General features: G+C 65.7%; 26 protein-coding genes and 1 other RNA gene. 11 read left to right on the top strand and 16 right to left on the bottom strand.

All coding sequences use genetic code 11. The features are described 5' to 3' along the window. The first annotated feature begins 28 nt into the window (after positions 1-28). A complete protein-coding gene (locus JJ918_RS06295; RefSeq protein ID WP_291884684.1) occupies positions 29-391 on the top strand; it encodes a Kazal-type serine protease inhibitor domain-containing protein in 363 nt (120 codons plus the stop codon). A 142-nt stretch (positions 392-533) separates the two neighbouring features. Then, positions 534-902 (top strand): Kazal-type serine protease inhibitor, encoded by a 369-nt coding sequence (locus JJ918_RS06300; RefSeq protein WP_291884686.1) that lies wholly within the window; start codon positions 534-536, stop codon positions 900-902. Between the two features lie 166 nt (positions 903-1,068). On the opposite strand, the gene JJ918_RS06305 is transcribed toward JJ918_RS06300, so the two are convergent. After that, the gene (locus JJ918_RS06305; protein ID WP_291884689.1) at positions 1,069-1,638 is read right to left on the bottom strand and encodes a hypothetical protein; all 570 of its coding nucleotides are present in this window, start codon (positions 1,636-1,638) and stop codon (positions 1,069-1,071) included. A gap of 157 nt (positions 1,639-1,795) precedes the next feature. Here JJ918_RS06305 and JJ918_RS06310 point away from each other — a divergent pair, with 157 nt between their 5' ends. Beyond that, positions 1,796-2,647 carry a pirin family protein gene (locus JJ918_RS06310; RefSeq protein WP_291884691.1) on the top strand — a complete coding sequence of 284 codons (852 nt, stop codon included), beginning with the start codon at positions 1,796-1,798 and terminating at the stop codon, positions 2,645-2,647. An 84-nt stretch (positions 2,648-2,731) separates the two neighbouring features. Then, positions 2,732-3,706, top strand: a complete 975-nt coding sequence (locus tag JJ918_RS06315; RefSeq protein ID WP_291884693.1) for a glutathione S-transferase family protein — start codon at positions 2,732-2,734, stop codon at positions 3,704-3,706. Positions 3,707-3,897: 191 nt separating this feature from the next. Here JJ918_RS06315 and def read toward each other — a convergent pair whose 3' ends face one another. Both def and rmuC read right to left on the bottom strand, forming a co-directional pair. Beyond that, positions 3,898-4,422 (bottom strand): peptide deformylase, encoded by a 525-nt coding sequence (gene def / locus JJ918_RS06320; protein WP_291884695.1) that lies wholly within the window; start codon positions 4,420-4,422, stop codon positions 3,898-3,900. Between the two features lie 31 nt (positions 4,423-4,453). Next, positions 4,454-5,908, bottom strand: a complete 1,455-nt coding sequence (gene rmuC / locus JJ918_RS06325; RefSeq protein ID WP_291884697.1) for a DNA recombination protein RmuC — start codon at positions 5,906-5,908, stop codon at positions 4,454-4,456. 161 nt (positions 5,909-6,069) lie between these two features. On the opposite strand from rmuC, the gene JJ918_RS06330 reads away from it, so the two are divergent. From JJ918_RS06330 to JJ918_RS06340, 3 genes are all read left to right on the top strand, one after another. Next, positions 6,070-7,188: a GNAT family N-acetyltransferase gene (locus tag JJ918_RS06330; protein ID WP_291884699.1), complete on the top strand. Its 1,119-nt coding sequence runs from the start codon at positions 6,070-6,072 to the stop codon at positions 7,186-7,188. A gap of 203 nt (positions 7,189-7,391) precedes the next feature. Beyond that, positions 7,392-9,089 (top strand): methyl-accepting chemotaxis protein, encoded by a 1,698-nt coding sequence (locus JJ918_RS06335; RefSeq protein WP_291884701.1) that lies wholly within the window; start codon positions 7,392-7,394, stop codon positions 9,087-9,089. A 92-nt stretch (positions 9,090-9,181) separates the two neighbouring features. Then, entirely contained in the window at positions 9,182-10,309 is a 1,128-nt protein-coding gene (locus tag JJ918_RS06340; RefSeq protein WP_291884703.1) for a PQQ-dependent sugar dehydrogenase, read from the top strand. An 8-nt stretch (positions 10,310-10,317) separates the two neighbouring features. Here JJ918_RS06340 and JJ918_RS06345 read toward each other — a convergent pair whose 3' ends face one another. From JJ918_RS06345 to JJ918_RS06375, 7 genes are all read right to left on the bottom strand, one after another. Then, positions 10,318-11,040: a queuosine precursor transporter gene (locus JJ918_RS06345; RefSeq protein ID WP_291884706.1), complete on the bottom strand. Its 723-nt coding sequence runs from the start codon at positions 11,038-11,040 to the stop codon at positions 10,318-10,320. Positions 11,041-11,113: 73 nt separating this feature from the next. Then, positions 11,114-11,719 (bottom strand): recombination mediator RecR, encoded by a 606-nt coding sequence (gene recR / locus JJ918_RS06350; protein ID WP_291884708.1) that lies wholly within the window; start codon positions 11,717-11,719, stop codon positions 11,114-11,116. Between the two features lie 15 nt (positions 11,720-11,734). Next, complete coding sequence (locus tag JJ918_RS06355; RefSeq protein ID WP_291884709.1) at positions 11,735-12,058, bottom strand: YbaB/EbfC family nucleoid-associated protein; 324 nt, start codon at positions 12,056-12,058, stop codon at positions 11,735-11,737. Continuing rightward, positions 12,055-13,848 (bottom strand): DNA polymerase III subunit gamma/tau, encoded by a 1,794-nt coding sequence (locus tag JJ918_RS06360; protein ID WP_291884712.1) that lies wholly within the window; start codon positions 13,846-13,848, stop codon positions 12,055-12,057. The genes JJ918_RS06355 and JJ918_RS06360 overlap by 4 nt, the downstream gene beginning before the upstream one ends. Before the next feature lie 71 nt (positions 13,849-13,919). Further along, positions 13,920-14,017: signal recognition particle sRNA small type (ffs, locus tag JJ918_RS06365), an RNA gene on the bottom strand. 66 nt (positions 14,018-14,083) lie between these two features. Beyond that, the gene (locus tag JJ918_RS06370; RefSeq protein ID WP_291884714.1) at positions 14,084-15,865 is read right to left on the bottom strand and encodes an AsmA family protein; all 1,782 of its coding nucleotides are present in this window, start codon (positions 15,863-15,865) and stop codon (positions 14,084-14,086) included. Positions 15,866-15,961: 96 nt separating this feature from the next. Next, positions 15,962-16,183 (bottom strand): hypothetical protein, encoded by a 222-nt coding sequence (locus JJ918_RS06375; protein WP_271186366.1) that lies wholly within the window; start codon positions 16,181-16,183, stop codon positions 15,962-15,964. Between the two features lie 135 nt (positions 16,184-16,318). Between JJ918_RS06375 and JJ918_RS06380 the strand changes: the two genes are divergently transcribed. Both JJ918_RS06380 and nudC read left to right on the top strand, forming a co-directional pair. Continuing rightward, the gene (locus JJ918_RS06380) at positions 16,319-17,683 is read left to right on the top strand and encodes an MBL fold metallo-hydrolase RNA specificity domain-containing protein (protein ID WP_291884717.1); all 1,365 of its coding nucleotides are present in this window, start codon (positions 16,319-16,321) and stop codon (positions 17,681-17,683) included. 81 nt (positions 17,684-17,764) lie between these two features. After that, on the top strand, positions 17,765-18,685 hold the full coding sequence (gene nudC / locus JJ918_RS06385; RefSeq protein ID WP_291884719.1) for an NAD(+) diphosphatase: 921 nt from the start codon (positions 17,765-17,767) through the stop codon (positions 18,683-18,685). Positions 18,686-18,784: 99 nt separating this feature from the next. Here the strand turns inward: nudC and JJ918_RS06390 are convergent, their stop codons facing one another. The 3 genes from JJ918_RS06390 to JJ918_RS06400 all read right to left on the bottom strand — a co-directional run bounded on the left by JJ918_RS06390 (position 18,785) and on the right by JJ918_RS06400 (position 21,023). After that, positions 18,785-19,357, bottom strand: coding sequence for a carboxymuconolactone decarboxylase family protein (locus tag JJ918_RS06390; RefSeq protein WP_291884721.1), 573 nt, complete (start codon positions 19,355-19,357; stop codon positions 18,785-18,787). 304 nt (positions 19,358-19,661) lie between these two features. Further along, a complete protein-coding gene (locus tag JJ918_RS06395; RefSeq protein WP_291884723.1) occupies positions 19,662-20,210 on the bottom strand; it encodes a porin family protein in 549 nt (182 codons plus the stop codon). Positions 20,211-20,375: 165 nt separating this feature from the next. Further along, positions 20,376-21,023 (bottom strand): porin family protein, encoded by a 648-nt coding sequence (locus JJ918_RS06400; protein ID WP_291884725.1) that lies wholly within the window; start codon positions 21,021-21,023, stop codon positions 20,376-20,378. Between the two features lie 232 nt (positions 21,024-21,255). Here JJ918_RS06400 and JJ918_RS06405 point away from each other — a divergent pair, with 232 nt between their 5' ends. Continuing rightward, positions 21,256-22,002 carry a cytochrome c family protein gene (locus JJ918_RS06405; protein ID WP_291884728.1) on the top strand — a complete coding sequence of 249 codons (747 nt, stop codon included), beginning with the start codon at positions 21,256-21,258 and terminating at the stop codon, positions 22,000-22,002. A gap of 79 nt (positions 22,003-22,081) precedes the next feature. Here the strand turns inward: JJ918_RS06405 and JJ918_RS06410 are convergent, their stop codons facing one another. The 3 genes from JJ918_RS06410 to JJ918_RS06420 form a co-directional block, all read right to left on the bottom strand. After that, on the bottom strand, positions 22,082-22,933 hold the full coding sequence (locus JJ918_RS06410) for a C40 family peptidase (protein ID WP_291884731.1): 852 nt from the start codon (positions 22,931-22,933) through the stop codon (positions 22,082-22,084). Next, a complete protein-coding gene (locus JJ918_RS06415) occupies positions 22,873-23,259 on the bottom strand; it encodes a MarR family transcriptional regulator (RefSeq protein WP_291884734.1) in 387 nt (128 codons plus the stop codon). The genes JJ918_RS06410 and JJ918_RS06415 overlap by 61 nt, the downstream gene beginning before the upstream one ends. Positions 23,260-23,321: 62 nt before the next feature. Further along, on the bottom strand, positions 23,322-24,680 hold the full coding sequence (locus JJ918_RS06420) for a M17 family metallopeptidase (protein WP_291884738.1): 1,359 nt from the start codon (positions 24,678-24,680) through the stop codon (positions 23,322-23,324). 105 nt (positions 24,681-24,785) lie between these two features. Here JJ918_RS06420 and JJ918_RS06425 point away from each other — a divergent pair, with 105 nt between their 5' ends. Further along, a complete protein-coding gene (locus JJ918_RS06425) occupies positions 24,786-25,583 on the top strand; it encodes a tetratricopeptide repeat protein (RefSeq protein ID WP_291884740.1) in 798 nt (265 codons plus the stop codon).

Here is a 25,583-nt window from a genome sequence, read left to right on the forward strand (position 1 = left end):
AATGAAACGCCAAGAGGAAGCGTCACCCATGAAACTCGCCTGGCTTGTCCTGCCCCTGACCCTGCTCGCCGCCTGCGCCGCCACTGACAGCCCGCCGCCCGGCCATGGCGGACCGGACCCGGTCGTCGTCGGTATCGGCGAGATGTGCGGCGGCAATACGCGTCCCCAGCGGATTTGCGGCGGTGCGCCGGAGGCCAATTACTGCCGCTATGAACAGGCCGCCATGTGCGGCGCAGCCGACGCGCCCGGCACCTGCCAGCCCCGGCCGCAGATGTGCACCCGGGAATACCGCCCGGTCTGCGGCTGTGACGGCCAGACCTATGGCAATGCCTGCACCGCGGCCTCGGCCGGGGTCAGTATTGTCCATGACGGCGAATGCCGCGCGGACTAGCGTTCACGGCGGGACGGGATTTGCTTCAGCCACGCAATAATTCGTGATGGCCGGCGATCAACGTCCCGCTACCCCAATAACGGGCATAATGGTAAATCGCACCCGCGTGCCAATCATGGCACGAGGGTCAAGGACACCATACATGCGCATGCAAATTTCCGCTGCTCTTCTGGGCGGCGCGCTTCTGATGGCCTGCACTGCTTCCGAAGACGTCTCCGCAGCTCAGGACGCTGCCCAGGACGACACGTCTGTCGCGAGCGAAACCGTCACCGAAACCCCGGCCGAAACGGTCGTCGAGGACACCGGTACGGACCACATGTCGACCGACGCAACGGTCGATGCTGAAACCCCGGCCGAAACGGTGGAAGCCGAAGCGGTCTGCACCCAGGACTATGCTCCGGTGTGCGGTTCCGACGGCGAAACCTACGGCAATGCCTGCGAAGCCGAGCTCGCCGGCGTGGACGTGGCCGCCTCTGGCGAATGCCACACCGACGAAGAGCCGCAGAACTAAAGCGTGGTCAGGTGAAGTGGGAACCGGTTCACCGGTTCGACCACGCGACCACTCAGCATTCCGGGGCAGGAAACGATCCTGCCCCGGGCTTCTCTCCGCATCGAAAACCTGACGGGCCGGTTTCCCAACGACCGGCCCGTCTTGTTTTCGGGCTTGTTTTTGAGCCCTATTCGAAACCCCAGGGCGGGGGCGGGGCATCCACCGGCCGGGTCAGATCGAACTCCGCCGCGAAATGCCGCTCCGGACGGTCCAGCGCATAGGTGAAGCTGTCGTCGGTCAGCGTGATCGACCAGACATTCTCCATCGAGGCCGGAATACCCTCGCGCTCGAACAGCTCGCGCGAGAAATCGTCGGCGGGGAATTCGGCCCGGCTGTCGGTCGGCGGCGAGACCGTATCCCCGCCATACTGGGTCAGCACGTCCTCGCTGCCATCCTCATGACGGTGATCGTGCTTGAGACGCAGATGGCCGTCGCCCATGCGCGTGATCACCCAGGTCCGCGACCGGTCCTCCCCGACATGCAGCGGAATGCGAATTTCCGTGTCCGAACACTCCCGCACATGCATGACGAGACGCTGCGACGCCCAGTCGGCATCGCGCGGATCGTCGCTGGCGACATGCCCCTCGAACGCCTGGCCGCAATAGGCGCCGAGACGGTCGAACAGGTCGGCCTGGTCTGCAGGCTGTGAACAGGCCAGCAGGGCCAGCGGCACGAGGCCGGTCATCAGGTGTTTCATTGGCAATCTCTCTCCCCAATCGCGGATTACCCTGCCCGATCCTTGCCGCAGTGGAAACAATCCTTTTCGTCCGGCGTGGTGGGTCGCGCGGCCGATCATGCCTATCTTGGGGTCAAGCCAAGGCCCGAGCGGCCTGCAAGACAAGGAGCGCATCGCCATGACTGCGACCGATACCCTGACCCGCCCGCGCAAGATCACCAAGGTCTCGCGCGGCCTGCCGACCTCCGACGGGGCCGGCGTGAAACTCACCCGCATGCTGGGCCATCGCGGGCTGATGGATCTCGACCCCTTCCTGATGCTCGACCAGATCCGCTCCGACGACAGCGCGGACTACATGGCCGGCTTCCCGAACCATCCCCACCGCGGCTTCGAGACCGTGACGATCATGCTGGACGGCAAGATGCGCCACGGTGACAACAAGGGCCATGCCGGCGTGATCGAGGGCGGCGGCATCCAGTGGATGACGGCCGGCCGCGGCATCGTGCACTCGGAGATTCCCGAGCAGGAGGATGGCCGCCTGTGGGGCTTCCAGCTGTGGGTGAACCTGCCCTCGCACATGAAGATGACCGATCCGGGCTATCAGGAGTTCTCCAGGGACGAGATCCCGGTGGAAACCCGCGACGGGGCGACCCTGCGCGTGCTCGCCGGCAAGAGTGCCTCGGGCGTTGAAGGCCCGGCGAAATCGGTCTCGATCCAGCCGACGCTGATCGACATCGTGCTGGAACCGGGCGCCACGCTGCGTGAAAGCATCGATGCGGACCACACCGCCTTCATCGCCGTCTACAAGGGCATGGTCTCGTCCGGCGAAGGCCGGGTGAGCGATCCCGATCTGGGCGTGCTGGAGGACGGCGATACGATCGAGCTGACCGCCGGGCCCGAAGGCGCCAGCCTGCTGCTGGTGGCCGGAAAGCCGATCAACGAGCCGGTCGCGCGCTACGGCCCCTTCGTGATGAATACCGAAGCCGAGCTGCACCAGGCGGTGCGCGACTTCCAGGCGGGCCGTTTCTAGGCGGAACCGATACCGGCCGGACCCGTAGCATCAATTGCGGGTCCGGTACCCGGCACACTCGCAACACCAGGAAAGGAGAACCCGATGGGCCTCCTCGTCGACGGCCAGTGGCAGGACCGCTGGTATGATACGGACAAGACCGGCGGACGCTTCGAACGCTCCGCCTCGCAATTGCGCAACTGGGTGACGCCGGACGGCGAGCCCGGCCCCTCCGGCCGCGGCGGTTTCAAGGCCGAGCCCGGGCGCTATCACCTCTATGTCTCCTATGCCTGCCCCTGGGCGCACCGCACGCTGATCTACCGCGCGCTGAAGGGCCAGGAAGACATGATCTCGGTCTCCGTCGTCGACTGGCTGATGGGCGAGAATGGCTGGACCTTCAAGGATCGCGGCGACGGCATTGTCGGCGACGATCTCTTCGGCAAGGACTTCCTCTACCAGGTCTATCTGGAGAGCGAGCCGGACTATTCCGGCCGTGTCACCGTGCCCGTGCTGTGGGACAAGCAGACCGGCCGCATCGTCTCGAACGAGAGCGCCGAGATCATCCGCATGTTCAACTCCGCCTTCGATGGCGTCGGTGCAGCGGCGGGCGACTGGTATCCGCAAGACAGGCGCGACGAAATCGACGCGCTGAACGACCGCATCTACGAGACGGTGAACAATGGCGTCTACAAATCCGGTTTTGCGACCACACAGGACGCCTATGAAGAGGCCGTGCGCCCGCTCTTCGACAGTCTGAACTGGATCGAGGGCATTCTGGCGGAGACGCGTTTCCTGACCGGCGACACACCGACCGAGGCGGACTGGCGTCTACTGCCCACCCTGTTGCGCTTCGACCTCGTCTATCACGGCCATTTCAAGTGCAATATCCGGCGGATCGCGGACTATCCCAACCTGTCCGGCTATATGCGCGAGCTCTACCAATGGCCCGGCATCGCCGGCACCTGCAATTTCGACCACGCCAAGAAGCACTACTATGCCAGCCATGAAAACGTAAACCCGACCGGCATCGTCCCGGTGGGACCGGCACTGGATCTGGAACGGCCGCACGGGCGGGGGTAGGAGCCAGAAGAGTTTCCTCCCCGCGCATTTTTCCCGGCCGCATGTCCCGCGAAAGCGGGACGAAGAGCCGGGACCTACAAGACGTGCGTCGAGCCGGCTTCACGTCCACTGGGTCCCGGATCTGCAGCCTGCCTTCGCAGGCTTCCGTCCGGGAAAACCGTGAAATTCTGAAATGAAATGGGGAGAAAAACCTAAGCCGCGTCGCGCGACTTTTCCTTTTCGGCCTTCTTCACCTTCTGCACCGCCCGCTGCCGCTTCAGGCGGGAGAGGTAGTCGATGAAGAGAATGCCTTCCAGGTGGTCCATTTCGTGCTGGATGCACACGGCGAACATGCCTTCGGCGATCTCGTCGCGCTCATTCCCGTCATAGTCGAGATATTGCACGCGGATGCGGTCGGGACGCTCGACCTCGTCGAACACGGCCGGCACCGACAGGCAGCCTTCCTCATAGGGACGCAGCGTGTCGGACGGGTCGGACAGGACCGGATTGACGAAATAGCGCGGCTGCGGCTCCTCGTCGGAACCGGCCAGATCCATCACGATCACGCGCTTGGGCACACCGATCTGGATCGCGGCGAGGCCGATGCCATCGGCCGCGTACATCGAGTCCAGCATGTCGTCCATCAACGCACGGAGCTCGTCATCCACCCGGTCGACCGGTTGGGAGACTTCCTTCAGACGCGGGTCCGGGACGGTAAGAATTTCACGTATAGCCATGCCCCTAAAATAGTCGCAGCGGCTTAACGGTTCAAGAATTCGCCGCTTCTGACTCCGCTTCCGGCGCAGACAGGGCGCGAGGCTCGCCGTCATCCTCGTCCAGGCCCGCTGCGTCGAGATATCCGTCGGGCAGGGATTTCTTGGTCGAGGCGCCGAGCTTCTTGAGCATCTCGGTCTGGCGGATGACATTTCCCCGCCCGTCGACCAGCTTGTTCTTGGCGTCGTGCCAGGCGCCCTTGGCCGCATCGATCCGCTGGCCCACCTTCTCCAGATCGCCGACGAAACCCTCGAATTTGTCGTAGAGCGCACCAGCCCGGCTGGCGATCTCGCGGGCATTCTGGTTCTGGCGGTCAATGGTCCACAGGTTCTGGACCGTACGCATCGCCATCATCAGCGTGGTCGGCGTGGCGATCATGACATCGCGTTCCCAGGCATAAACGGAAATGTCCGGATCGTTCTGCAGCGCCAGCGAGGCGGCGCCCTCCAGCGGCACGAACATCAGGGTGAAGGAGACACCCTCGTAGAATTGCGCATAGTCCTTCTCGCCCAGCGCCTTGATGTGGCTGCGCACCGAGGTGAGGTGCTGTTTCAGGGCCGCGCCGCGCTCCTCCTCTTCCTCGGCATTCACGCAGCGCTCGAAGGCGGTGAGCGAGACTTTCGAGTCGATCACCAGGCGCTGCTTGCCGGGCAGTTCGACAACGATATCCGGACGGCGGCGTGCCCCGTCCTCGGTCGTCTCGCTCTGCTGGGTGAAGAATTCATGCCCCTCGCGCAGGCCGGCGCGTTCCAGGATGGTGGCCAGCACCATCTCGCCCCAGTCGCCCTGCACCTTGGAGGAGGAGCGCAGCGCATTGGCCAGGTTCTTGGCGTCCGCCGACATCTGATGCGCGTCCTTGCGAACCGTCTCCATCAATTGCTTGATCTCGCCGGCATGACCCGATCGCTCGGTCGCGTCCTTTTCCACCTTCTCGCGGAAATCCTTCAACTGGTCGCGCAGCGGATTGAGCAGGGTCTGCAGGTTCTGCGCGCTCTGCTTGTTCAGCTCGGCGCCGGAGGTCTTGAGGATTTCGCTGGCGGTGAGCTTGAACTGTTCGGTCAGGCGCTCGCGCGCCTTGTCGAGCTCGGCGAGCTTTTCACCGTGATGGCGCTGCGTGGCGTCGTGCTCGGATTTCAGACTGGCAAAGTCCGCCGACAGACGGTCCCGCTCGGCCCGCAATTCCTCGGACTGTTTGAGCAGGCGGTCGCGCTCCTCGCGCACGCTTTCCAGACGCGCCAGCTTCTCGCGCGCCTCCACGGCTTCGGTCGCGCGCTGCTCTGCCGTCTCGCGCCATTGATCCCGCTCGGCCCGCAGGGTTTCGGCCTGGTCGGCGGCAAACCCGTCCTGTGCCTTCGGACGGCGCAGGATCAGTACGGCCAGCAGCAGGATGGCGAGCGCCATCCCGCCGAGCAGGAGCCAGGTTTCCGGAGCGATTTCGGTCAGCATCATGGGGTCGCCTTGTCTTTGCACGTCATTCTGCGTGAGTCGGTCGTGTGCGGCCACAATGCCAGCCCGCCGCGACAGAAACTGTCACCCGAATCCGCTCGCGCAGGAGGGGAAAACGGCCTCGATCCTGCATCCTGACGGGCAAGGGATGTGGGAGAGCGTGCATGCACGTGCGTATCGTTTCAATCGGAGACATGACCGGCGAGCTGGTCGCGAAATGGAACGCCTGGGCGGCTCCGCAGGGACGCCTGATCAGCCCCTATTTCCACTATGAATTCACCGCCGCGATCGCGCGCGCCCGTTCCGATGTCCGCATTGCCGTTGTGGAACAGGATGGCGAGATCGCCGGCTTCTTCCCGCACCATGTCGCCCATGACGGGGTGATCCGCCCGGTCGGGGCACCGATGAGCGACTACCAGGGCGTGATCGCCCGGCCGGACGTGCAGATACCGCTCGAGCGGATCGTGCGGGCCTGCGGCGGCTCCGCCATGGTGTTCGACAACTGGCATTGTGCCCGGGGCGGCTGCGACCGCGCCCGCCGCGGCCGCGACGGATCGGTGATGGTCGATCTGGCCGGCGGTGCCGACGCCTATTTTGCCGCGCAGCGCGCCGAATACCGTGACCATTTCCGCAAGACCGCACGCCGCCAGCGCGCGGCCGAGCGCGATATCGGCCCGGCCCGCGTCGTCATCGGCGATGCCGATGGCAGCGCCTTTGCCCAGCTGGATGCCTGGAAACAGACCCAGTACGAGACCACCGGCAAGCTGAACGTGTTCGGAATCGACTGGGTGCGCGAGACCCTGAACGATCTGCGAACGCTCGATACGGCGGACTTCTCGGGCCTGACCGCCTCGCTCTGGTTCGGCGACCGGCTGGCCGCCGTCGAGTTCGGCCTCAGGGCCGGCGGCGTCTATCATTCCTGGTTCCCGGCCTATGATCCGGAACTGGCCCGCTATTCGCCGGGCCTCCTCCTGCTGCACGGCCTGTTCGAACAGGCGGCGGAACATGGCATCGAGCGCCTCGATCTGGGCCGCGGCGGCCTGCACTACAAGAAATACTATGCCAGCTATGAAGTGCCGCTGGACCAGGGCCGCGTCCTGGTACCGGGTCTCGCCTCAACGGCGATCCGCAGCTGGGAGATTGCCGAGAAAGCCGCCGGCCTGATGCCGGGCGCCGCTGCTGAAATGCCGGCCCGCCTGCGCCGCCGCTGGTCGCAGGTCAGCGCCTTCCAGCCGCGCCTCGCCCCGCGCCTGGCCAGCTTTGCCGGATCGATCTCGCTGTAGGTATTTCCGGGTGCGTCAATCTGCCATCAAACGGCGACACACTCGCCGAGAACAATTATCTTTTTAAATTCAAAAAGATAATAGCTCTATTCAAATTGGTAATTCGTTATAAGCGCGCTCACTTTTCGTTAACCTATTTCCTTAGCAATTGATAAAAATTCTCGGGCGCTTTTTCCCGCATCAATATTTGCGGGACTCATCCAATGCCCAAGCTCTCCGACCTCTCCATCTCCACCAAAATCCTCCTGATCGTCGGCGTCCTGTCGATCGGGACCGTCGCTCTGGGAACAATCGGCCTGACCAGCCTGGCCCGCGTCAAGGCGGCATCCCTCGCCGTTGAGCGCGTTGCCGACGAGATCCGTCTGGGCAGCCGCATGGGACAGAATGCGCTCGAACTCAGCCGGGCCGAGTATCGCGCCGCCGCCGACCCCGCCGAGCTGGAAGATGTCCGGCGTGTGACGCGCGAAAGCCGCGCCGCCTTCACCAACCGGCTCGAACAGGCCCAGTCCCTCGCCGATGACGACCAGATCCGTCTGCTGGAAGAAGTCGAGAGCGCCTATGAAGACTATCTCGAGGAGCTCGCCTCCTCCTTTGACGCCCTGTCCCGTGCCGGCGACCGGGACATGAATGCAGACGAGCAGGCCGCCATGGCAGCGGTCCACAGCTCGCGCGACGCGATGTCGACCCTGCGCACCGCGATCACCGAATATGTCGACTTCACCGACCTGCAGGGCGAAGCGGTGATCGCCGAAGCCGCGGCCCTGAACAACACCGTTCGCATCACCATGATCCTGGTCGGCCTCGCCACGACGATCGGCGGCTTCGTGCTGGCCTTCCTGCTGAGCCGAGCCGGTATCGTGCGTCCGCTGACCCGCGTGGTGCAGAACCTGAAGCGTGTCGCATCGGGCGATCTGGACGTCGATACAGACGGCGCGGCGCGCCGGGACGAGATCGGCGATCTGAACGAGGCCCTGCAGCACTTCATCAAGGCGGCGCACGAACAGCGTAGCCAGATCGAGCGCGAACAGGCGGATGCCCGCCGCAAGACGGAACGCGCCGCCAAGGTGAAGGATCTCACCGACGCTTTCGAAGCCGAGATCGAACAGGCCATGGCGACCCTCGCCAGCGCGGCCGAGGAGCTCGCTGCCACCGCCAACTCCATGTCGTCTGCTGCCGAAGAGACCAGCGCGCAGACGCAAAGCGTATCCTCCACGACCACTCAGACCTCGGCCAATGTCCAGACTGTGGCTGCCGCCACCGAGGAATTGGCCACGGCGATTTCCGAAGTGGCCCGCCAGATCGACCGGACGGCCGAAATCTCCGACACCGCATCCAGCCGGACCGAGAATGCACTGGGCGATATCCAGGCCCTGAGCAAGGCCGCGCAGGAGATCGAAGACATCCTCGTCCTGATCGTCGGCATAACCGACCAGACCAAGCTGCTCGCTCTCAACGCCACGATCGAGGCGGCGCGAGCGGGCGAGGCCGGCCGCGGCTTCGGCGTGGTTGCAAGCGAGGTGAAGAATCTCGCCAACCAGACCGAGCAGGCCACCGCGAGCGTAACCGAACAGATCCGCGCGATCCAGCAGCGCACCCAGGCCGTCGTGGACTCGGTCCAGGGCATCCACAGCGTTGTGAACGACATGAATGCGATCTCGACAGCCGTCGCCAGCTCGGCGGAGCAACAGACCGTTGCCACCAACGAGATCAATCGCAACATCACCGAGGCTGCCACCGGCACCGAAGAAGTCACGCGCTCGATCGGCATGCTGGAAACGGCGGCCGGCAGCACCTCCGCTGCGGCGACCCAGGTCGCCTCGACGGCCGAGGAACTCTCGCGCCGGAGCAATTCCATCAAGGCGGACATCCAGAAATACCTGGCCGACGTGGAGGCGGCCTGATCCGGTGCGGCGGGCGGTGGAGAACACGCCGCCCGCCCCTTCATTCGCACATCGCTTCGCCCTAGATTGGTCCGGCAATGAGGGAGACAAGCATGCGCGTTGCTGCCGCCGGGCTCGCCCTTGCCGTCCTGTCCGGACCGGCAATGGCGCAAGACACGATCCACGAGACCGAACAGGCCGATTTCCGCGTCGAGACCGTCGCGACCGGGCTGGAATTCCCCTGGTCCATGGCCTTCCTGCCGGATGGCGACATGCTGGTCACCGAGCGCGAGGGGCGCCTGCGCTATATCGATGACGGCGCGCTGCGCGAGGCGCCGGTCGAGGGGCTGCCGGAGATCCTGGTCGACAATCAGGGCGGTCTTCTCGGCCTGGCGCTGCATCCGAACTTCGCCGAAAACCGCTGGGTCTATTTTGCGTATTCAGAGGGCTCCTCGCGCGCCAATCACACCGCGCTCGCCCGCGGCCGGCTCAGCGAGGACGGCAGCGCACTGGAAGGCGTGGAACCCCTGTTCCGCGTCAATTTCGACAAGCAGCGCGGCTATCATTTCGGCGGCCGCATCCTGTTCCTGGACGACGGCACCCTGCTGCTGACGCTGGGCGAAGGCGCCCAGTATTTCCAGGAAGCCCAGAACCTGGACAATCATCTGGGAACCATCGTGCGCCTCAATGATGACGGCTCGGTTCCCTTCGACAATCCCTATGTCAGCGCAGATGGTGCCCAGCCGGAAATCTGGAGCTATGGCCACCGCAATGTGCAGGGCATCGCCCGCAACCCCCAGACCGGGGCCATCTGGGCCCACGAGCACGGTCCCCGCGGCGGCGACGAGATCAATGATATCCGCCCCGGCCTGAATTACGGCTGGCCGGCCATCACCTACGGCATCAACTACAACGGCACGCCCGTCTCCGATGCCCGCGCGGCCGAGGGCATGGAACAGCCGCTGTGGTACTGGGTGCCCTCGATCGCGCCCTCGGGCATGGCCTTCTATGAGGGCACCGAGTTTCCCGAATGGCAGGGCGATCTGTTTGTCGGCGCCCTCGCCGGCTCGATGCTGGTGCGCTACGAGGTCGAGGGCGACCGGATCATTTCCGAGGAAGAGCTGCTGACCGAGCGCGGCGACCGGATCCGCGATGTGCAGGCCGGTCCGGACGGGCATATCTACCTGCTGACCGACGATCTGGAAGGCAGCGTGCTGCGACTGGATCCGGTCATTCCCTGACCGGGCGGCTAACCCCGCATGTCAGTCAGCGACCGGCCTTCGGCGATATTGCGCAACAGATAGACCAGCGGCGTATCGACCGCGGCGGCGAGCAGTTTCACCACGACCTGGCCGAGGATGAGGCTGCCGATCGCGGCCCAGCTCTCGATCCCGCCGAAGGCCACCGTGATGAAGATCGTCGAATTGAGGATCTGCGACACCATGGTCGACAGGTTGTTGCGCAGCCACAGCCGATTGCGGCCCATGTCGCGCTGGCGCAGATGATGGAAGATCAGCACGTCGGCCAGCGCACTCACGAAGAAGGCGACAATGCCGGCGAAATTGGTCCGTATGCCTGACGAGAAGACCGAGACGAATTCCGATTGACGCTCGGCCGTCCAGCTCGGCGCAGCCGAGACGAAACCGGCAATGTCTTCCAGATACATGGCGTAGAGGATCAGGAGCGCCACAACGAAACGCATGATGACGCCGATCAACACCACGCACAGCGCATAGCCGCGGCCCCATACCTCGCTGATCACATCGGTCGCCAGATAGGTGAAGCAGAAGGCCAGCGTGCCGGCCGGCACCAGCACGTCGAGCGGGCCGAGATGGACGACCTGCACCTTGATCGCCGTCAGCGCGGCCATCACCAGCGAGACCATGAACAGGCCCGTGCAGAAGAACAGCACGAAGGCCTTCCGCGTAACCCGTTCGGGATTCATCCCGCTGAAAGTGTCGGTATCGTCCATGCCGCCCCCGGCCGTCCGGTGGCAGTTTAGGACGATTTGCCGCTTTGCCTAGTCTTGACGGGAAAGCGCGCGCTCAGACCGCCGACCGGCTGCGGAAAGCCGCGGCCAGCGTGCCGTCGTCGAGATAGTCCAGCTCGCCGCCCACCGGCACACCGCGCGCCAGCGACGTCACCGACACACCGCACGGTTCCAGCTTGTCGGCCAGGTAGTGCGCGGTGGTCTGGCCGTCGACCGTGGCATTGAGCGCCAGCACGATCTCGGTCACCGTCTCGTCGCTTGCCCGCTCGATCAGCTTTGCGATGTTGAGATCGTCCGGCCGTACCCCGTCGAGGGCTGACAGGACGCCGCCCAGCACATGATACCGGCCCTTGAAGGCCCCGGCCCGCTCCAGCGCCCACAGGTCGCCGACCGTCTCGACGACGCAGATTTCCTTCTCCGCCCGGTTGGGCGCGGCACAGACCGCACACGGATCGGTGACATCGAGATTGCCGCAGGTCGAACAGGCGCGGATCTTGTCGGCGGCGTCGGCCAGCGCGTCCGCCAGCGGCCGCATCACGGCATCGCGCTTGCCCAGAAGGTGGAGCGCGGCGCGGCGCGCAGAACGCGGCCCCAGCCCCGGCAACTTGGCCAGCAGCGTGATCAGTCGCTCGATTTCCGGGCCGGCAGAAGCGGTTCGCATCGTCAGCGCCCGGTATCAGAAAGGAAGGTTCATGCCGGGCGGCAGGTCCAGCCCGCCGGCCGCTTCCTTGAGGACTTCCTGCTGGCGCACCTCGGCCTTGCGCCGCGCGTCGGCATGGGCGGCCAGGATCAGGTCTTCCAGGATTTCCGGCTCGTCCGGATCGATCAGGCTCTTGTCGATCGAGACGCGTTTCAGATCGCCCTTGGCGGTCATCGTCATCGCGATCAGGCCGGCACCGGCCTCACCGGTCACCTCGGCCTCGTCGAGCCTGGCCTGGGCTTCGGCCATTTTCTGCTGCATGGCCTGCGCCTGTTTCATCAGGCCCATCAGGTCTTTCATGCCCGTCTCTCCGTTGTCTTCTCGTCTGCATCGCCATCGGCAGCCGGCGCCTCGCGCACGGCGACAATCTCTGCGCCCGGGAAGAGGCGCAAGGCCTCTGCCACAGCGGGATCCTGCCGGGCGCGCTCCAGTTTTTCCTCGGCCTCGCGCTGACGGCGTTCCGCCCAGGTCTCGCCGCCACGCACTTCATGATCGGCCAGGATCGCCCAGCGCGCACCGGTCCATTCCTGCAGCCGCTTGGCCAGCCGCTGGGCCAGATCCGGCGGACAGTCCTCGACCGGTTGGAAGGTGAAAGAGCCCGGACGGAAGGCGCCGGGGCGCACATAGCGCTCGACATCCGACTGCAGGGCAATGTCGCGCTTTTCGCGCAACAGCGCGATCAGGGCTTCGAACGTCCGGGGACCGGGCAGTTCACTCTCGGCCTCGGCAGGCGCAACCGGCGCAGCGGTGCGGGCAGCGTGCGCCGGCGCTTGCGACGCCGGCTCAGGCTTTCCCGGCGCCTCCCCGGCCGGAGAAGCGGACGGGGCAGACGCTTCGCTGCGCGCGGCAGGCGGATGCCCGGCCAGAATGCGCGCGGCCTCTTCGGGCGGCGGCAGCGAGGCCGCAGCGGCCAGGCGCAGCACCGTCATCTCGGCTGCGGCCAGCGCGTCCGGTGCGTTGCGCACATCGTCGAGCCCGGTCAGCAGGATTTTCCAGAGCCGGGTCAGCTGGGCCAGGGACTGTTTTTCCGCCAGCCCGGCAATGCGCTGGACCGTGTCCGCCGCTTCGCCGAGATCGGCGCCGGGACCGGCCGCCTTCACCCGGGAAATGGCATGGACATAGTCCAGAAGATCGCGCGTGATCACCACCGGATCGCCGCCGGCATCGTAGAGCGCACCGATCTCGTCCAGCGCGTCCGCCGTCTTGCCCGACAGGGCTTGCTCCAGGAGATCGAGCACACGGGCCCGGTCCGCCAGGCCCAGCATGTCGCGTACTTGCGGCGCGGTGACCGGACCGGTCTCCTCGCTGCCCTGCACGATCGCCTGGTCCAGCAGCGACAGTGCGTCGCGCACCGAGCCCTCGGCGGCGCGCGCGATCAGGGAAAGGCCCTCGCGATCGACAGACGCGTTTTCCAGGCCGCAAATGCGTGTCAGATGATCGGTCAGAACCTCGCGGTCGATCCGCTTGAGGTCGAAACGCTGGCAGCGCGACAGCACGGTCACCGGAACCTTGCGGATCTCGGTCGTCGCGAAAATGAACTTGGCGTGCTCGGGCGGTTCCTCGAGCGTCTTCAAAAGCGCGTTGAAGGCCGAGGTCGACAGCATGTGGACCTCGTCGATGATGTAGACCTTGTAGCGCGCGGAGACCGGCGCATAGCGCACACCGTCGAGGATTTCGCGGATATCGTTGACGCCGGTACGCGAGGCGGCGTCCATCTCCATCACGTCGACATGCGCGGACCGCGCGATGGCATCGCAATGGCGGCCCGGTTCGGACAGCGTCATCGCCGGTCCGTCGGCCGTATCGGTTTCATAATTGAGCGCGCGGGCGATCAGGCGTGCCGTCGTCGTCTTGCCGATGCCGCGCACGCCGGTGAGCATGTAGGCATGGGCGATACGGCCGGCCGCGAAGGCATTGGTCAGGGTGCGCACCATGGCGTCCTGGCCGATCAGGTCTTCAAATTTTGACGGGCGGTATTTGCGGGCCAGCACCTGGTAGCCGGGGTCCGGCGCCGTCTGCGGCAGGTCGAGACCCGGCATCAACGCTTCGCCCGCTGCGGTATCGTCAGCTGGGAGCGGCGTATCGTCCATGAGGGCTCTTCTGGCTGCGGCTGACAGACCCTGTCCCGGGGGCGTCCCCCGAGCCGGGCGGCGCGATTGCGCGTGGAAGACCGGACAGCGACCCGGACGAAACTCGTTACGGCTGCTTCCTTCCGGACCTGACCGGGTTGGCGAGGTGCCCGTCCACCGCCGGCCTTCCGCCCCCTATATCGCCCGCCGGACAGCGTCATGCAAGCCGCGGCCTGCAGCCTTTTTCGCCACGGCCTCACCCGGCCGGCGGCCCCGGCAGGCTGTCGCAGGACACCGCCTCGCCCAGACCGAGTTCGGTGAAGGGAAGCACTGCCAGCGGACCCGCTGCACTGCCCAGAAGCCCCGCCAGCACGCCCTGCAGCACAGACGGCGCCGCATCCACATCAATGTCGGGATTGCGCAGGGTTCCGTTCACGGCAACGCCGCCCAGCAGATTGCCCCAGGAGACGTCCTTCGCCTCCGCGGCAACAGCGAGCGCCAGCCGTTCGGTCTCCAGCGAGACCTGGCCGTCGAGCGCGACGACACTGTCATCCGTATCGACAAAGACGTGTTCCGCCTGAAGCCGGCCGTTCCGCGCGCGAAACACGCCGCCCGCGCAGTTCACGGGAATGAAGCCGGGATCGGCCTCGTCTTCCGACAAACGCAGGAGCAGGATCTCGCCGACATCGAGACCGGCGCCCTCGACGGCGAGATGGCGGATCCGGGTCCCCGGCGCCGCCTGCGCGGTGATCTCGCCATCGGCCGAGGCAAAGGCGCTTCGCAGGTCCGCACCAGTCATGGCCAGGGCGAAGGCGACATGCATCTGGCCCCGGGCCAGCTGTCCATTGCCGATCGAAGCCAGCTCGAACCCGTCCAGCTCGCCTTCGGCATCCGTGCGCACCGTGTCTGTGCGCGCATCGATCGTCGCATAGGCGGTCAGCCGGCCGCGGTCCTGTGTCTCGAAGGCCAGCGGCTCGAAGGTCATCACGCCGTCCTCCAGCCGGAAAACGATCTCCATCGCGCTCAGGGGGACGGCTCCGGCCTGCACATTGCGGGCGGTAAAGCGCACCCGGGCGTCGGCGGTGCGCACGCGCGTGGTATCCAGACGCGCATTCGGGATCAGCCGTCCGCTGGACGCATAGGCCCGGTTGGCCGCTTCCTGCTCGTCATTCGCGGTGGTCCGCTCGATGTCCGACGGCGCGCCGATCACCACGCCCAGATCGTCAAAGTCGAGATTGTCGGAAGTGAGGTCCGCCGTCAGCCGCGGGCGCGGCCGTCCGAAATCAGCGGACATGGTGCCGGCCAGATCGGAGTCGCCGACCAGCCCGTTGAAGGGGCTGAAGGTCCAGATACCGTCCTCATGCGAGACATCGCCATACAGCGAGAAGGGCGGCGTATCCGGTGCCGACAGGCCGAAAACCGCCGCCAGCTCGGCGAAGTTACGCCCGTGCATCTCCATCTCGCCGGAAAACCCGTCCAGCGACAGGCCTTCGGCCGACCCGTTGAGATGCAGCACCGACCGCCCGCCTGCCGCGGTGAGACGGAAATCGCCGCTGGCGAGATTGCCGCGCGCTTCGGTGATGATCAGCAGTGCGGGCTCGCGTCCCGGCCGCCGGATGCGCAGCCGCAATTGCGTGATGTCGACATCGCGCACATTGGAGAGATAGCCCGGCAGCCCTCCTCCTGCATCGTCGCGGCCCCGCATGCGGTAGGTGAAGGACGCTTCGTCGATGCCGGCCTGGACGATCAGCGGACGCCCCGGCAGAAGACCGGCCGGATCGAGGCGCATGTCGACGGTCTGTGCCGTGCCCGCATTCTCGACAGACAGGCCGCGCAGATGGAGCACCGGCTGCCATCCCGGGCTCAGCCAGCCTTCACCCAGTTCCACCGTCCGTCCGGCTGCGCCCGTCAGCCGGGCCTCGATGAAACCGGTTGCCCGGTCTGCAGATGACAGGAACCACAGGCTTCCGGCCGCAGTCGCGACGAGCGCGGCCGCAATCATGCCGGCGATCAGAACTGTCCGTCTGGCTTTTGCCACGATACCGAGCGCTGCCGTGCAGCGCGCCTCTGCCTGGTTCTCAATGGAACGTTGCAGGACGCGCGGGGGTTCCCGGCATTGCGAGCGGAACCGCCGCTAGTGCGCGAAGACGGGTTCGGCGCTGTCCAGCCGGGCGGCAGCCGCGAGGACATCGGCATGATGGTCGAGCACGGCGATGAGTTCCTCGCTGCCGCCCGAGGACAGCAGCACGTCACGCCAGTACCCCGTCACCCGCGCCTGGGTCTCCAGCCAGTCGCGGACAGCCATCTGGGCGTGATGAGCGCACAGGGCTGACGATCGTTGCGATTTCGGATCCATTTCGACACCTCCTGCCCCGACAATAATTGCGACTCATTCGCAGATGCAAGTGACAAATGGATCCGGCCCCTGCGGCGCGTCGCCACGCTTGCCTTTGCGCGTCTCCCCCGGAAAGGTGCTTCAAGGAGGATGCGGATGGAAAAGCTCGAGCTGACCTTTCTCGGCGCGGCCGGTACGGTGACCGGGTCGCGGCATCTTCTCAGTTCGGCGGGACGGGACATCCTGCTCGACTGCGGCATGTTCCAGGGCCGGCGCGACATCCGCACCCGCAACTGGTCCGGTTTCGGCATCGATCCCGCGCGGATCGACGCCCTCGCCCTGTCCCACGCCCATCTCGATCATTCCGGCTATATCCCCCGCCTCATCAAGGACGGGTATCGCGGCCCCGTCCTGTGCACCCCGCCGACCCTGGATCTGTGTGAAATCCTGCTGACCGACAGCGGCTATCTCCAGGAGCGCGATGCCGAATACGCCAATCGCAAACGCTTCTCGCGCCACGATCCGGCCCTGCCGCTCTACACCGAAGAAGACGCCAAGGCCGCGATGGAACAGTTCGACAGTGTCGAATTCGGCGAGACGGTCGAGCCGGTTCCCGGAGCGCGGCTGGTGTTCCGCCGGGCCGGCCACATTCTCGGCGCCGCGACCGTCACGCTCGACTGGCAAGGCCGCCGCGTCGTGTTTTCCGGCGATCTGGGCCGCGAGGACGATCCGCTGCTGCCGGATCCCGACCCTGTCGGCCGCGCCGATTTTCTTCTGCTGGAAACCACCTATGGCGATCGCCTGCACGAACGCCGCGACGTCGCCGACCTGCTGCACGATGTTGTCGAGCGTACTGTCCGGCGCGGCGGCACCGTGATCATTCCCGCCTTTGCGGTCGGCCGCGCCCAATTGCTGACCTGGCATCTGTGGCGGCTGAAATGTGCCGGCCGGCTGGACTCCATCCCGGTCTATCTGGACAGCCCGATGGCCATCGATGCCAGCATCCTGCTCAACCGCCATGTCGGCGAGCACAAGCTGAGCGCCGCCGACGCCCGCGCCATGGGCCGGATGATCGAATATGTCCGCGACACCGAACGGTCCAAGGAGCTGACTGCCGATCCCATGCCCAAGATCATCATCGCCGCCAGCGGGATGGTGACCGGCGGGCGGGTCCAGCATCACCTCAAGGCCTATGCGCCGCACCGGCGCAACACGATCCTGTTCTCCGGCTTCCAGGCACCCGGCACGCCCGGCGCGGCGATTCTCGCCGGTGCCGACGAGATCCGGCTGCATGGCCGCACCGTTCCGATAGAGGCCGAGGTGGCGGATCTGCCCATGCTGTCGGCCCATGCCGATGCCGACGGGCTGATGAGCTGGCTTCGCCGCTTCGAACAGCCGCCCCGCCGGACCTTTCTCGTGCACGGCGAGCCGCAGGCCTCGCGGGCATTGCGCGACCGGATCGAGCACGAGCTGGGCTGGGACTGCCACATCCCCGAACACGGCGAACGCGTCGCGCTGTAGGGGGGCGTCGCCCGCACTGCCCGATTGATGCCCGCGCCGCATGCGGCTAAGCCTGCAAAGCCGCTGACCGGACATCTCCCCATGAATGACAGAACCCTGCTTGCCGATGCCGCCCCGCTCGTCTTTGCCGGCGCTCCGCTGGATCGCGGTGAAGTCCTCAGACGCGACGAAGCAAGGCTGAATGCGCTGATGGACGGCGATGAGGGCTGGTGGATGGTGTTGCAGGCGGGCGATCCGCTGCTGTCGCCGGAGGGCGCCATCTTCTGGTTCCGCCCGGACGAGCTGGCCGCCCTGCCGACAACAGGACCGCGCGTCTTTCTGGGCCATTATCGCGGCTCGCCCTGTTTTGCCGCCCAGCTGGAGACCGATGCGCCGGAGCCGGAGGGCACGATGCGCCTGGACGCCCGGCGCGCCGCCATGGGGCTCTCGTCCGACGAGGCCGCGATCTACGGCTATGCCAAGTCCATCCTGGCCTGGCACGACCGGCACGGCTTCTGCGCCAATTGCGGCCAGCCGACCCGCATGCGCTCGGGCGGCAATCGCCGCAGCTGCGACGGCTGCGGCGCCGAACATTTCCCGCGCGTCGACCCGGTCGTGATCATGCTCGCCACCGACGGCGAGCGCTGCCTCCTGGGACGGCAGGCGAGCTGGCCGGAAGGCATGTGGTCGGCGCTCGCCGGTTTCGTCGAACCGGCCGAGACGCTGGAAGAGGCCTGCGCGCGCGAACTGAAGGAAGAGTCGGGCGTGACCGCCGACATCGCCGCCACCCGCTATGTCATGGCCCAGCCCTGGCCCTTCCCCTCCTCGCTGATGGTGGGCCTGGTCGCGCCGGTGCTCGATGCCTCACTGACGATCGACCCCCACGAGCTGGAAGACGCGCGCTGGTTCTCGCGGGACGATGTCCGCGACATGCTGGCCGGAACGCACCCGGACGCCGCCATGCCGCCCTCGATCGCGATTGCCCGGCGCCTGGCCGAACTCTGGGTCGAGCGGAAAATCTGACGTCCTGCAAAAAGGCGGGGCGGCAAAAAGGTGAGTTGGCAAAAAGACGGGGCCGGCTATCCGGCCCCGCAGGTGTCCGCCAATCGGGCTTCCGTCTGATCAGTCGGCATGCTGGAGGAGAGGTTTGGACCAGGCCATCGGCGCGAAACTGTCGTCCAGCTCGGTCTCGGCGATGTGGTTGGTGTAGTTGGACATGGTTTTCAGCGTCACGCCGGTCACCACGTCGAGCACATTGGCCTTGGTGAAGCCGGCGCGCAGGAAGGCGTCGATATCGTAGCGCTCCACCAGGCCCCGCTCGCGCACCATGGCACGGGTGAACTGGTGCAAGGCTTCGAGCCGCGCATCGCTCTGGATCACCCGTCCTTCGCGGATCGCCACAACGATTTCGCGGTCGAGTCCCGTATTCAGGGCGATCGTCGAATCCGCCGCCATGCAATACCCGCAATTATTCTCGAAATCGGTGGTCAGCAGGACGACATTGCGCTCGATCTGGGTCAGGCCGCTGCGTCCGAACACGGCCGACAGGGTCGCATAGGCGTCCAGCGCCGAAGGCGACGCAGCGAGCTCGCCCATGATGTTGGGGATGAAGCCGAGCCGGGCCTTCACCGAACGCAGGATCGGCTTTGAGTCGGCGGGTGCGGACGTTTCGTCGAAAATCGTGAACTGTGTCATTGCATCGCCTTTCGTGCGACGCCCAGCAGACCGCCGCCGGGCGGTGTGGGTCGGAACTGTCAGAACAGATCCGGGCCCGTTCGGCCCGGAGCGCCGCACGACCGGCGGGTTATGGCACTCGCAGGATGCGCGGCGTCACACGCATGGGGCACTTATGGGGCAGTTATGCAGCCCTTATGGTGCCGTAACACAACCGTATCACACCCGGACGGGATCACCGAGTCCTCCCTCGAAGACCGGTCAAAAGAAAACGGGAGCCGCATCGCAGCTCCCGTTCATTTTCGCACGGTTCCGAAGCCGGCTGTCAGCCGCCGAAACGATGGACATAGGACAGGCCGAAACTGTCGGCCTCACCAAAATCGTCATAATCGGTCCGGGTGTAGTCGAAACGGATCGCGCCATTCTCCCACACCTCGTACTGGGCCCCGACACCCCAGGCGATAGCCTGGTCGTCCGTGGAACCGCCATAGGCAAAATTCGCGTCGAACTCGGTCGTCACATAACCCAGGCGGCCGAACACGCTGAAACTGTCGGTGACGGGCAAACGTCCGACGGCAAACGCACCGACGGAGTATTCCAGATCCAGCGTCGAGATCGCGGCGATGCACACGGCATCCACCGGACAGGCATTGGCGTCGTCGCCGTCAATGCCGATATCGAGCTGGGCCTCGACGCCGAGATAGCGGTTGAAATCATAGCCGCCGCGAATCGTTGCTGCGCCGAGATCGAAATTCTCGAGATCGATACGGCTGTAGCCGCCCGACAGGTTGAAGCCATTGTCAGCGGTTTGCGCGTGACCGGCCGCAGCCAGCCCCGCCCATGCCAGCACGCACGCACTCAGCACTCTGAACATTTTGTATTTCCTCGCATTTGATGCCCTCGCACGGGGAAATTGCCGCCGGATGCGTGAGCCCGGGCTGAACGCGGCGTTCATCTCGATTACGTGTCCGCAATGAAAGAAAAAGGCCGCACCCGGCGGGCGCGGCCTTTCGTTTCGCTGGGTATTTCCCGGCTTTGTCTAGCCGCCGAAGCGACGGACGTAGGAAATGCCGTAGGTGTCGGCTTCACCGCCTTCATCGTAGTCATAGCGGGTGTAGTCGAGGCGGACGCCGTTATCGCCGGCGAAGAACCACTCGCCGCCGACGCCGAAAGCCCAGGCCTCGTCGCTGCCGTCATAGTTCAGACCGGCAATATCGGCATCGAATTCGGTCGTGGTGTAGCCGCCGCGCAGGAAGACATTGGCCTGCTCGTTCGACCAGGGGCGCACGACACCGAACGCGCCGAGCGAATAATCGAGACCGACATCGCCGGTCACGCCGGCCACCGTCACGGACTCGTCATTGATGCCGATATTGGCCTGGCCCTCAACGCCGAAGAAGCGATTGAAGTCGTAGCCACCGCGAACAACGGCCGTGTCCACATCGACATCGTCGAAGTCGAAGCGCTCATAGCCGCCGCCGAGGCGGAACTCGCCCTGCTGGGCCGTTGCACCGGCAGTGAGCGCAAGGATGGAAAGGGAGGCGAGGGAAAGGGTACGCAGCATTTTTATCAACCTTACTCTATACATGGCGTCGTTGCGCCAGTTGCGGGTTCCCAGCCCGTCCCACAGCTGGGAACGGGCTTCGGGGGTTTCAAGCCGTCCGTCTGCAGACCGTCTGACCGGCATCATGCCCTCCCCGTCATGATCCGCCTGTCAGGCAATCCCGGCTGCAGCCGGCTCGCCCCGCCACAACGCGCGAACTGCGATTTTTGGTCTTTCCGTTACATGAAAATCCTGCAAGCCTGCGGTCATGCGTCGTGTTAACGCATGCACAAGAACGCGCTGGACTGTTGCCTGTCCGCGCAGCGCATGCCAAACACGGCCCCGACTTTCGACCTGACTAATTTTGGGGGCGTCCATGGGCGATCTCTTCTGGAACAAGGTGGCCGGTGTCCTGATCGGCGCAGTGCTGGCTGTCATGGCCATTACCGAGCTTGGGCACCTGCTGGTTCCCTCGCACGGCGCGCACGAGCTGACCGACGAGAACACCTCGTATCCGGTTGACTGGGCTGCAATCGAATCGGGCGGCGGCGACGCCGAACCGGTCGAGGAAGGCCCCACCGACTACGGCCTCCTGCTGGCCAATGCCGATATCTCCAACGGCGAGCGTGTCGCGCGCCGCTGTGCTGCCTGCCACACCTTCGAACAAGGTGGCCCCAATGGCGTCGGCCCGAATCTCTGGGGTGTTGTGGGCGCGGACATCGCGACCCATGCCGGCTTCTCCTATTCCGCCGCCCTGCAGGCGCTGGAAGGGGAATGGACCTATGAGGCCCTGAACCACTTCATCGAGAGCCCGGCCTCCTACGCTCCGGGTACGGCGATGTCCTTCCGCGGCCTCAGCGACGAAGCCCAGCGCTTCGACCTGATCGCCTATCTGCACAGCCTGTCGGACAACCCGCTGCCCTTCCCGGACCCGCTGCCGGAAGAGAGCGAAATGTCGGAGGAAGTCTCCGATATGGCCGAGCAGGCCGGTGAAGCCATGGGCGATGCCGGTGAAGAGGCCGGCGAGCAGGCTGCAGAGATGACGCCTGAGGGTGAGGAACCCGCACCGGCCGAAGACGACGAGGCTGCTGCCGGTGAAGAACCTCAGGAAGGCGGCCACTAGGCCCACCTCCGATACGAACAGAAAAGCCCGGGTCACCTGACCCGGGCTTTTTTGTGCCGGCTGTCAGCCCTGCCAGGTGTCAGACGGGGCGGACGATCGTGCGGACCGGGTTTTCCTTTTCCCGGATCCGCGCTTCGGCTTCGGAAAAAAGCTCCAGCGTCACATCCATGAAGCCGGCATTGGCGTGCAGCAGGTGTTCCGAGTCGACCATGATGCCGACATGGCCCGGCCAGAAAACGATATCGCCACGCTCGCGTGCCTCGTCACCGGTCACGTCCTGCCAGGCGGCCTTCAGAGCGGCTTCCTGCTGATCCGCATCCCGCGGCACATCAATACCCGCGGCGCGGAGCGCCATCTGCACGAGACCGGAACAATCCAGCCCCAGGCTCTCCTTGCCGCCCCAGAGATAGGGCGCCGCGAGAAAGCTCTCGGCCACAGCGACGAAATCGCCGGCATGATCGTCCGGAGCGCCGGTATGGGCCTCGACGACCCATCCCAGCCCCTCCGCCTCGATAAAGCGGCCCTCGCGTGCGCCTGTCGAAACCAGCGCGTTCAGGCTGAGCAGATGGCGCGGGGCCGATTTGATGTCCGGCTTTGAAAAGGCGTAGGTGCGCAATGCGGTGACCCACCGGTCGGGCTGACGGACCGTCGTGGAGAAGCCGGCAAGCTCGACCCATCCGACATAGCCGCCGGCGCGGGAAAAGCCCCAGCCCCAACCATCGCGCGCTTCCAGAACTGCAAAGACCTCGCCGGCCAGAACCTGATCGTCCATGGCACCGTCGGGCGCGGGCGCCCGGCGGATCGGCGCAGCGGCAATCACGGATTGATAGTCCGTCGGCTCCACGAAGCGCGCCGCTTCGACCTGCCCTTTCAGATGGGCGGCGGCGAGATCGGGCCTGGCGGGCGTGAGGCGGGGATCCAGGTGGGACATGTGCGGGTTTCCTCGGCACGGACGGCAACGCGTTCACCGTAATCGTACAGGAAGACAGCACCTTTGACAGTGCGGTGCACCGAGACGTCGCGCTTGTCGTCACGGTCGCGCTTGCGGCGCACGAACCCCTGCCGCTCGAGCACGTCCAGGGCGCGTGTCACGGCCGGCTTGGGCAGTCCCAGCGAGCGCGACAGGTCCCGCACAGCGTGGGGCCCCGGCTGCATGAAGATCGACAGCAGCAGCGCGAACTGGCGGGCCGTGAGGTCCGCCGTTTCGCCCTGCAGCGCGTCCGCCGATACGCGGCGCATCATTTCAAGCGATGTCATCGCCTGGGATGCCATCCGGCACGCTCCCGTTCAGCCTGCGAATCGCCCCGAAGGGATCGCGGCTAATCCTGAAAGCGCTCCTTGAGCATTTGGTAAACGGCGCGTGCGGCATGCATATCGCCGCCCTTGGGACGCCCCGGACGGTCCTTCGGATTCCAGGCAAAGATGTCAAAATGCATCCACGCCGCATCGCCGACGAACCGCCGCAGGAACAGGCCCGCCGTGATCGATCCCGCCATCGGCATGGCGGTCGAGTTCACGATGTCGGAAATCTCGCCGTCGATATCGCCCTCATAGCCATCCCACAACGGCATGCGCCAGACCGGGTCGAACACTTTCACCGCGGCCCCGGCCAGATCGGCGGCCAGATCGTCCTGATCGGTGTAGAACGGCGCGACTTCCGGCCCCAGCGCAACGCGCGCCGCACCGGTCAGGGTCGCGAAGTCGAGCAGCAGATCGACCTTGTCCTCGGTGGCCCGCGCCAGCGCGTCTGCGAGCACAAGCCGGCCTTCCGCGTCGGTATTGTCGACCTCGACGGTGATGCCCTTGCGCGATGTGAGAATGTCGCCCGGACGGAACGCCCCGGCGCCGACGGCATTCTCGACAGCCGGCACCAGAAGGTGCAGCCGGACCGGCAGGCCGGCCGCCATGATCATGCTGGCCAGGCCCATCGCATTGGCCGCGCCGCCCATATCCTTCTTCATCAGCCGCATGAACTGGGCCGCCTTCAGGTCCAGACCGCCGCTGTCGAAGCAAACGCCTTTGCCGACAATGGCGACGCGCGGATGGCTTTCCTCGCCCCATTCCAGCTCAAGCAGGCGCGGCGCCTCGCCGGCGGCCCGTCCGACCGCATGGATCATCGGATAGTTCTGGGCGAGAAGATCGTCACCGCGCACAACCCGCACCGTCGCTTCGAAGCGTTCGGCCAGGGAACGGAATGCGTTCTCCAGGCCTTCCGGTCCCATCCGGTCGGCCGGCGTGTTGACCAGATCGCGTGTCAGCGTGACCGCACGCACCACCGCCTCGGCTTCCGCAGCGTCGGCCCCCTCGGGCAGGACCAGCCGTGCCGGTTCACGATCCGCGGGCTTGTAGAGCGTGAAGCTGTAACCGCCCAACGCCCAGGCGGTCGCTGTCAGGGTCGGGTCCCAGCCATCCGGCAGGGCTTCGATCTTCCAGTCGCCACCGGCGAGCGCTTTCGCTGCAGCGCCGATCGTAAAGACATCCTTGCCCGGGCCGATGCCCAGCCAGGCGTCGCTGTCGCTGCCGGAAGGAAAGCGTACGACCTGGCCCGGCTTGCCTTCGAAACCGGCCGCCAGGAGACGCAGCGCCTCCGGCAGGGCTCCGACCATGTCCGCACTGGCCTCCGCCGTTACGAGTCGCAGGGTGAGCGCCGTCCCGCCGGACGCGAATATCGAAGTCATGATCAACCTTTCCCGTGTGCCGCCAAGCGGCCGAACTGCGATTAACCCATTCTTGACCGGGCAGGCGCAGATTCAAGAGACGCCCACAGTTGACCGATTCGTATCATGCGACCGATTTACGCCCTTGCCCCGCTCGTCTTCCTTGCCGTTTCGGCCTGCGCCACCACCACGGCGCCGACCGAACAGGAACAGGCCGTCATCGACACGATGAACGCCAACACGATCGTGCCGGCCTCGCAGACCGAACGCGACGCAATCCGCAGCCAGGACCTTCTGACCCAGGCCGCATTCTGGGCCGAGGCTCACGAACTGAACCCGTCGGACCTGGAAGCGGCAACCGAACTTTCGAGCACGCTGCGCCAGCTGGGAAATCACCGCCGCGCAGCAGAAGTGGCGCAGCAATCGCTCGCGCTTTACCCCGATAACGCACCGCTCTTGTTTGCCTATGGCAGTGCCATGGCCGCCGCCGGGCGCGGTGCGGGCGGACTGGAGGCGCTGCGGCGAGCGACGCAGATCGATCCCGGCAACTGGCGATATCTCAACGCACTCGGCGTAGCGCAGGAGCAGGCCGGCCAGACAGGCCCTGCCCGGGCCAGTTTCCAGGCCGCGCTGGAACTACAGCCGGGCAATCCCTCCATCCTGTCGAATATCGCGCTGTCCTACATGGCAGCCGGCGAGACCGAGACCGCGGAGCGGATGCTGCGTGAAGCGATGATCCGTCCGGGCGCCGATCCGACGGTCCGCCAGAATCTCGCCCTCGCCATGGCCCTGCAAGGCCGCTTCGAGGAAGCCGAAACGATGGCACGCGTCGATGTCTCGCCGCAGATGGCCGAGGCCAATATGGCCTATATCCGGTCGATGCTGACATCGCGCCGGCGCTATGACGCCGTCCGCGCCGACTAG

The organism is Maricaulis sp. (assembly GCF_017642925.1).
Taxonomy (GTDB): domain Bacteria; phylum Pseudomonadota; class Alphaproteobacteria; order Caulobacterales; family Maricaulaceae; genus Maricaulis.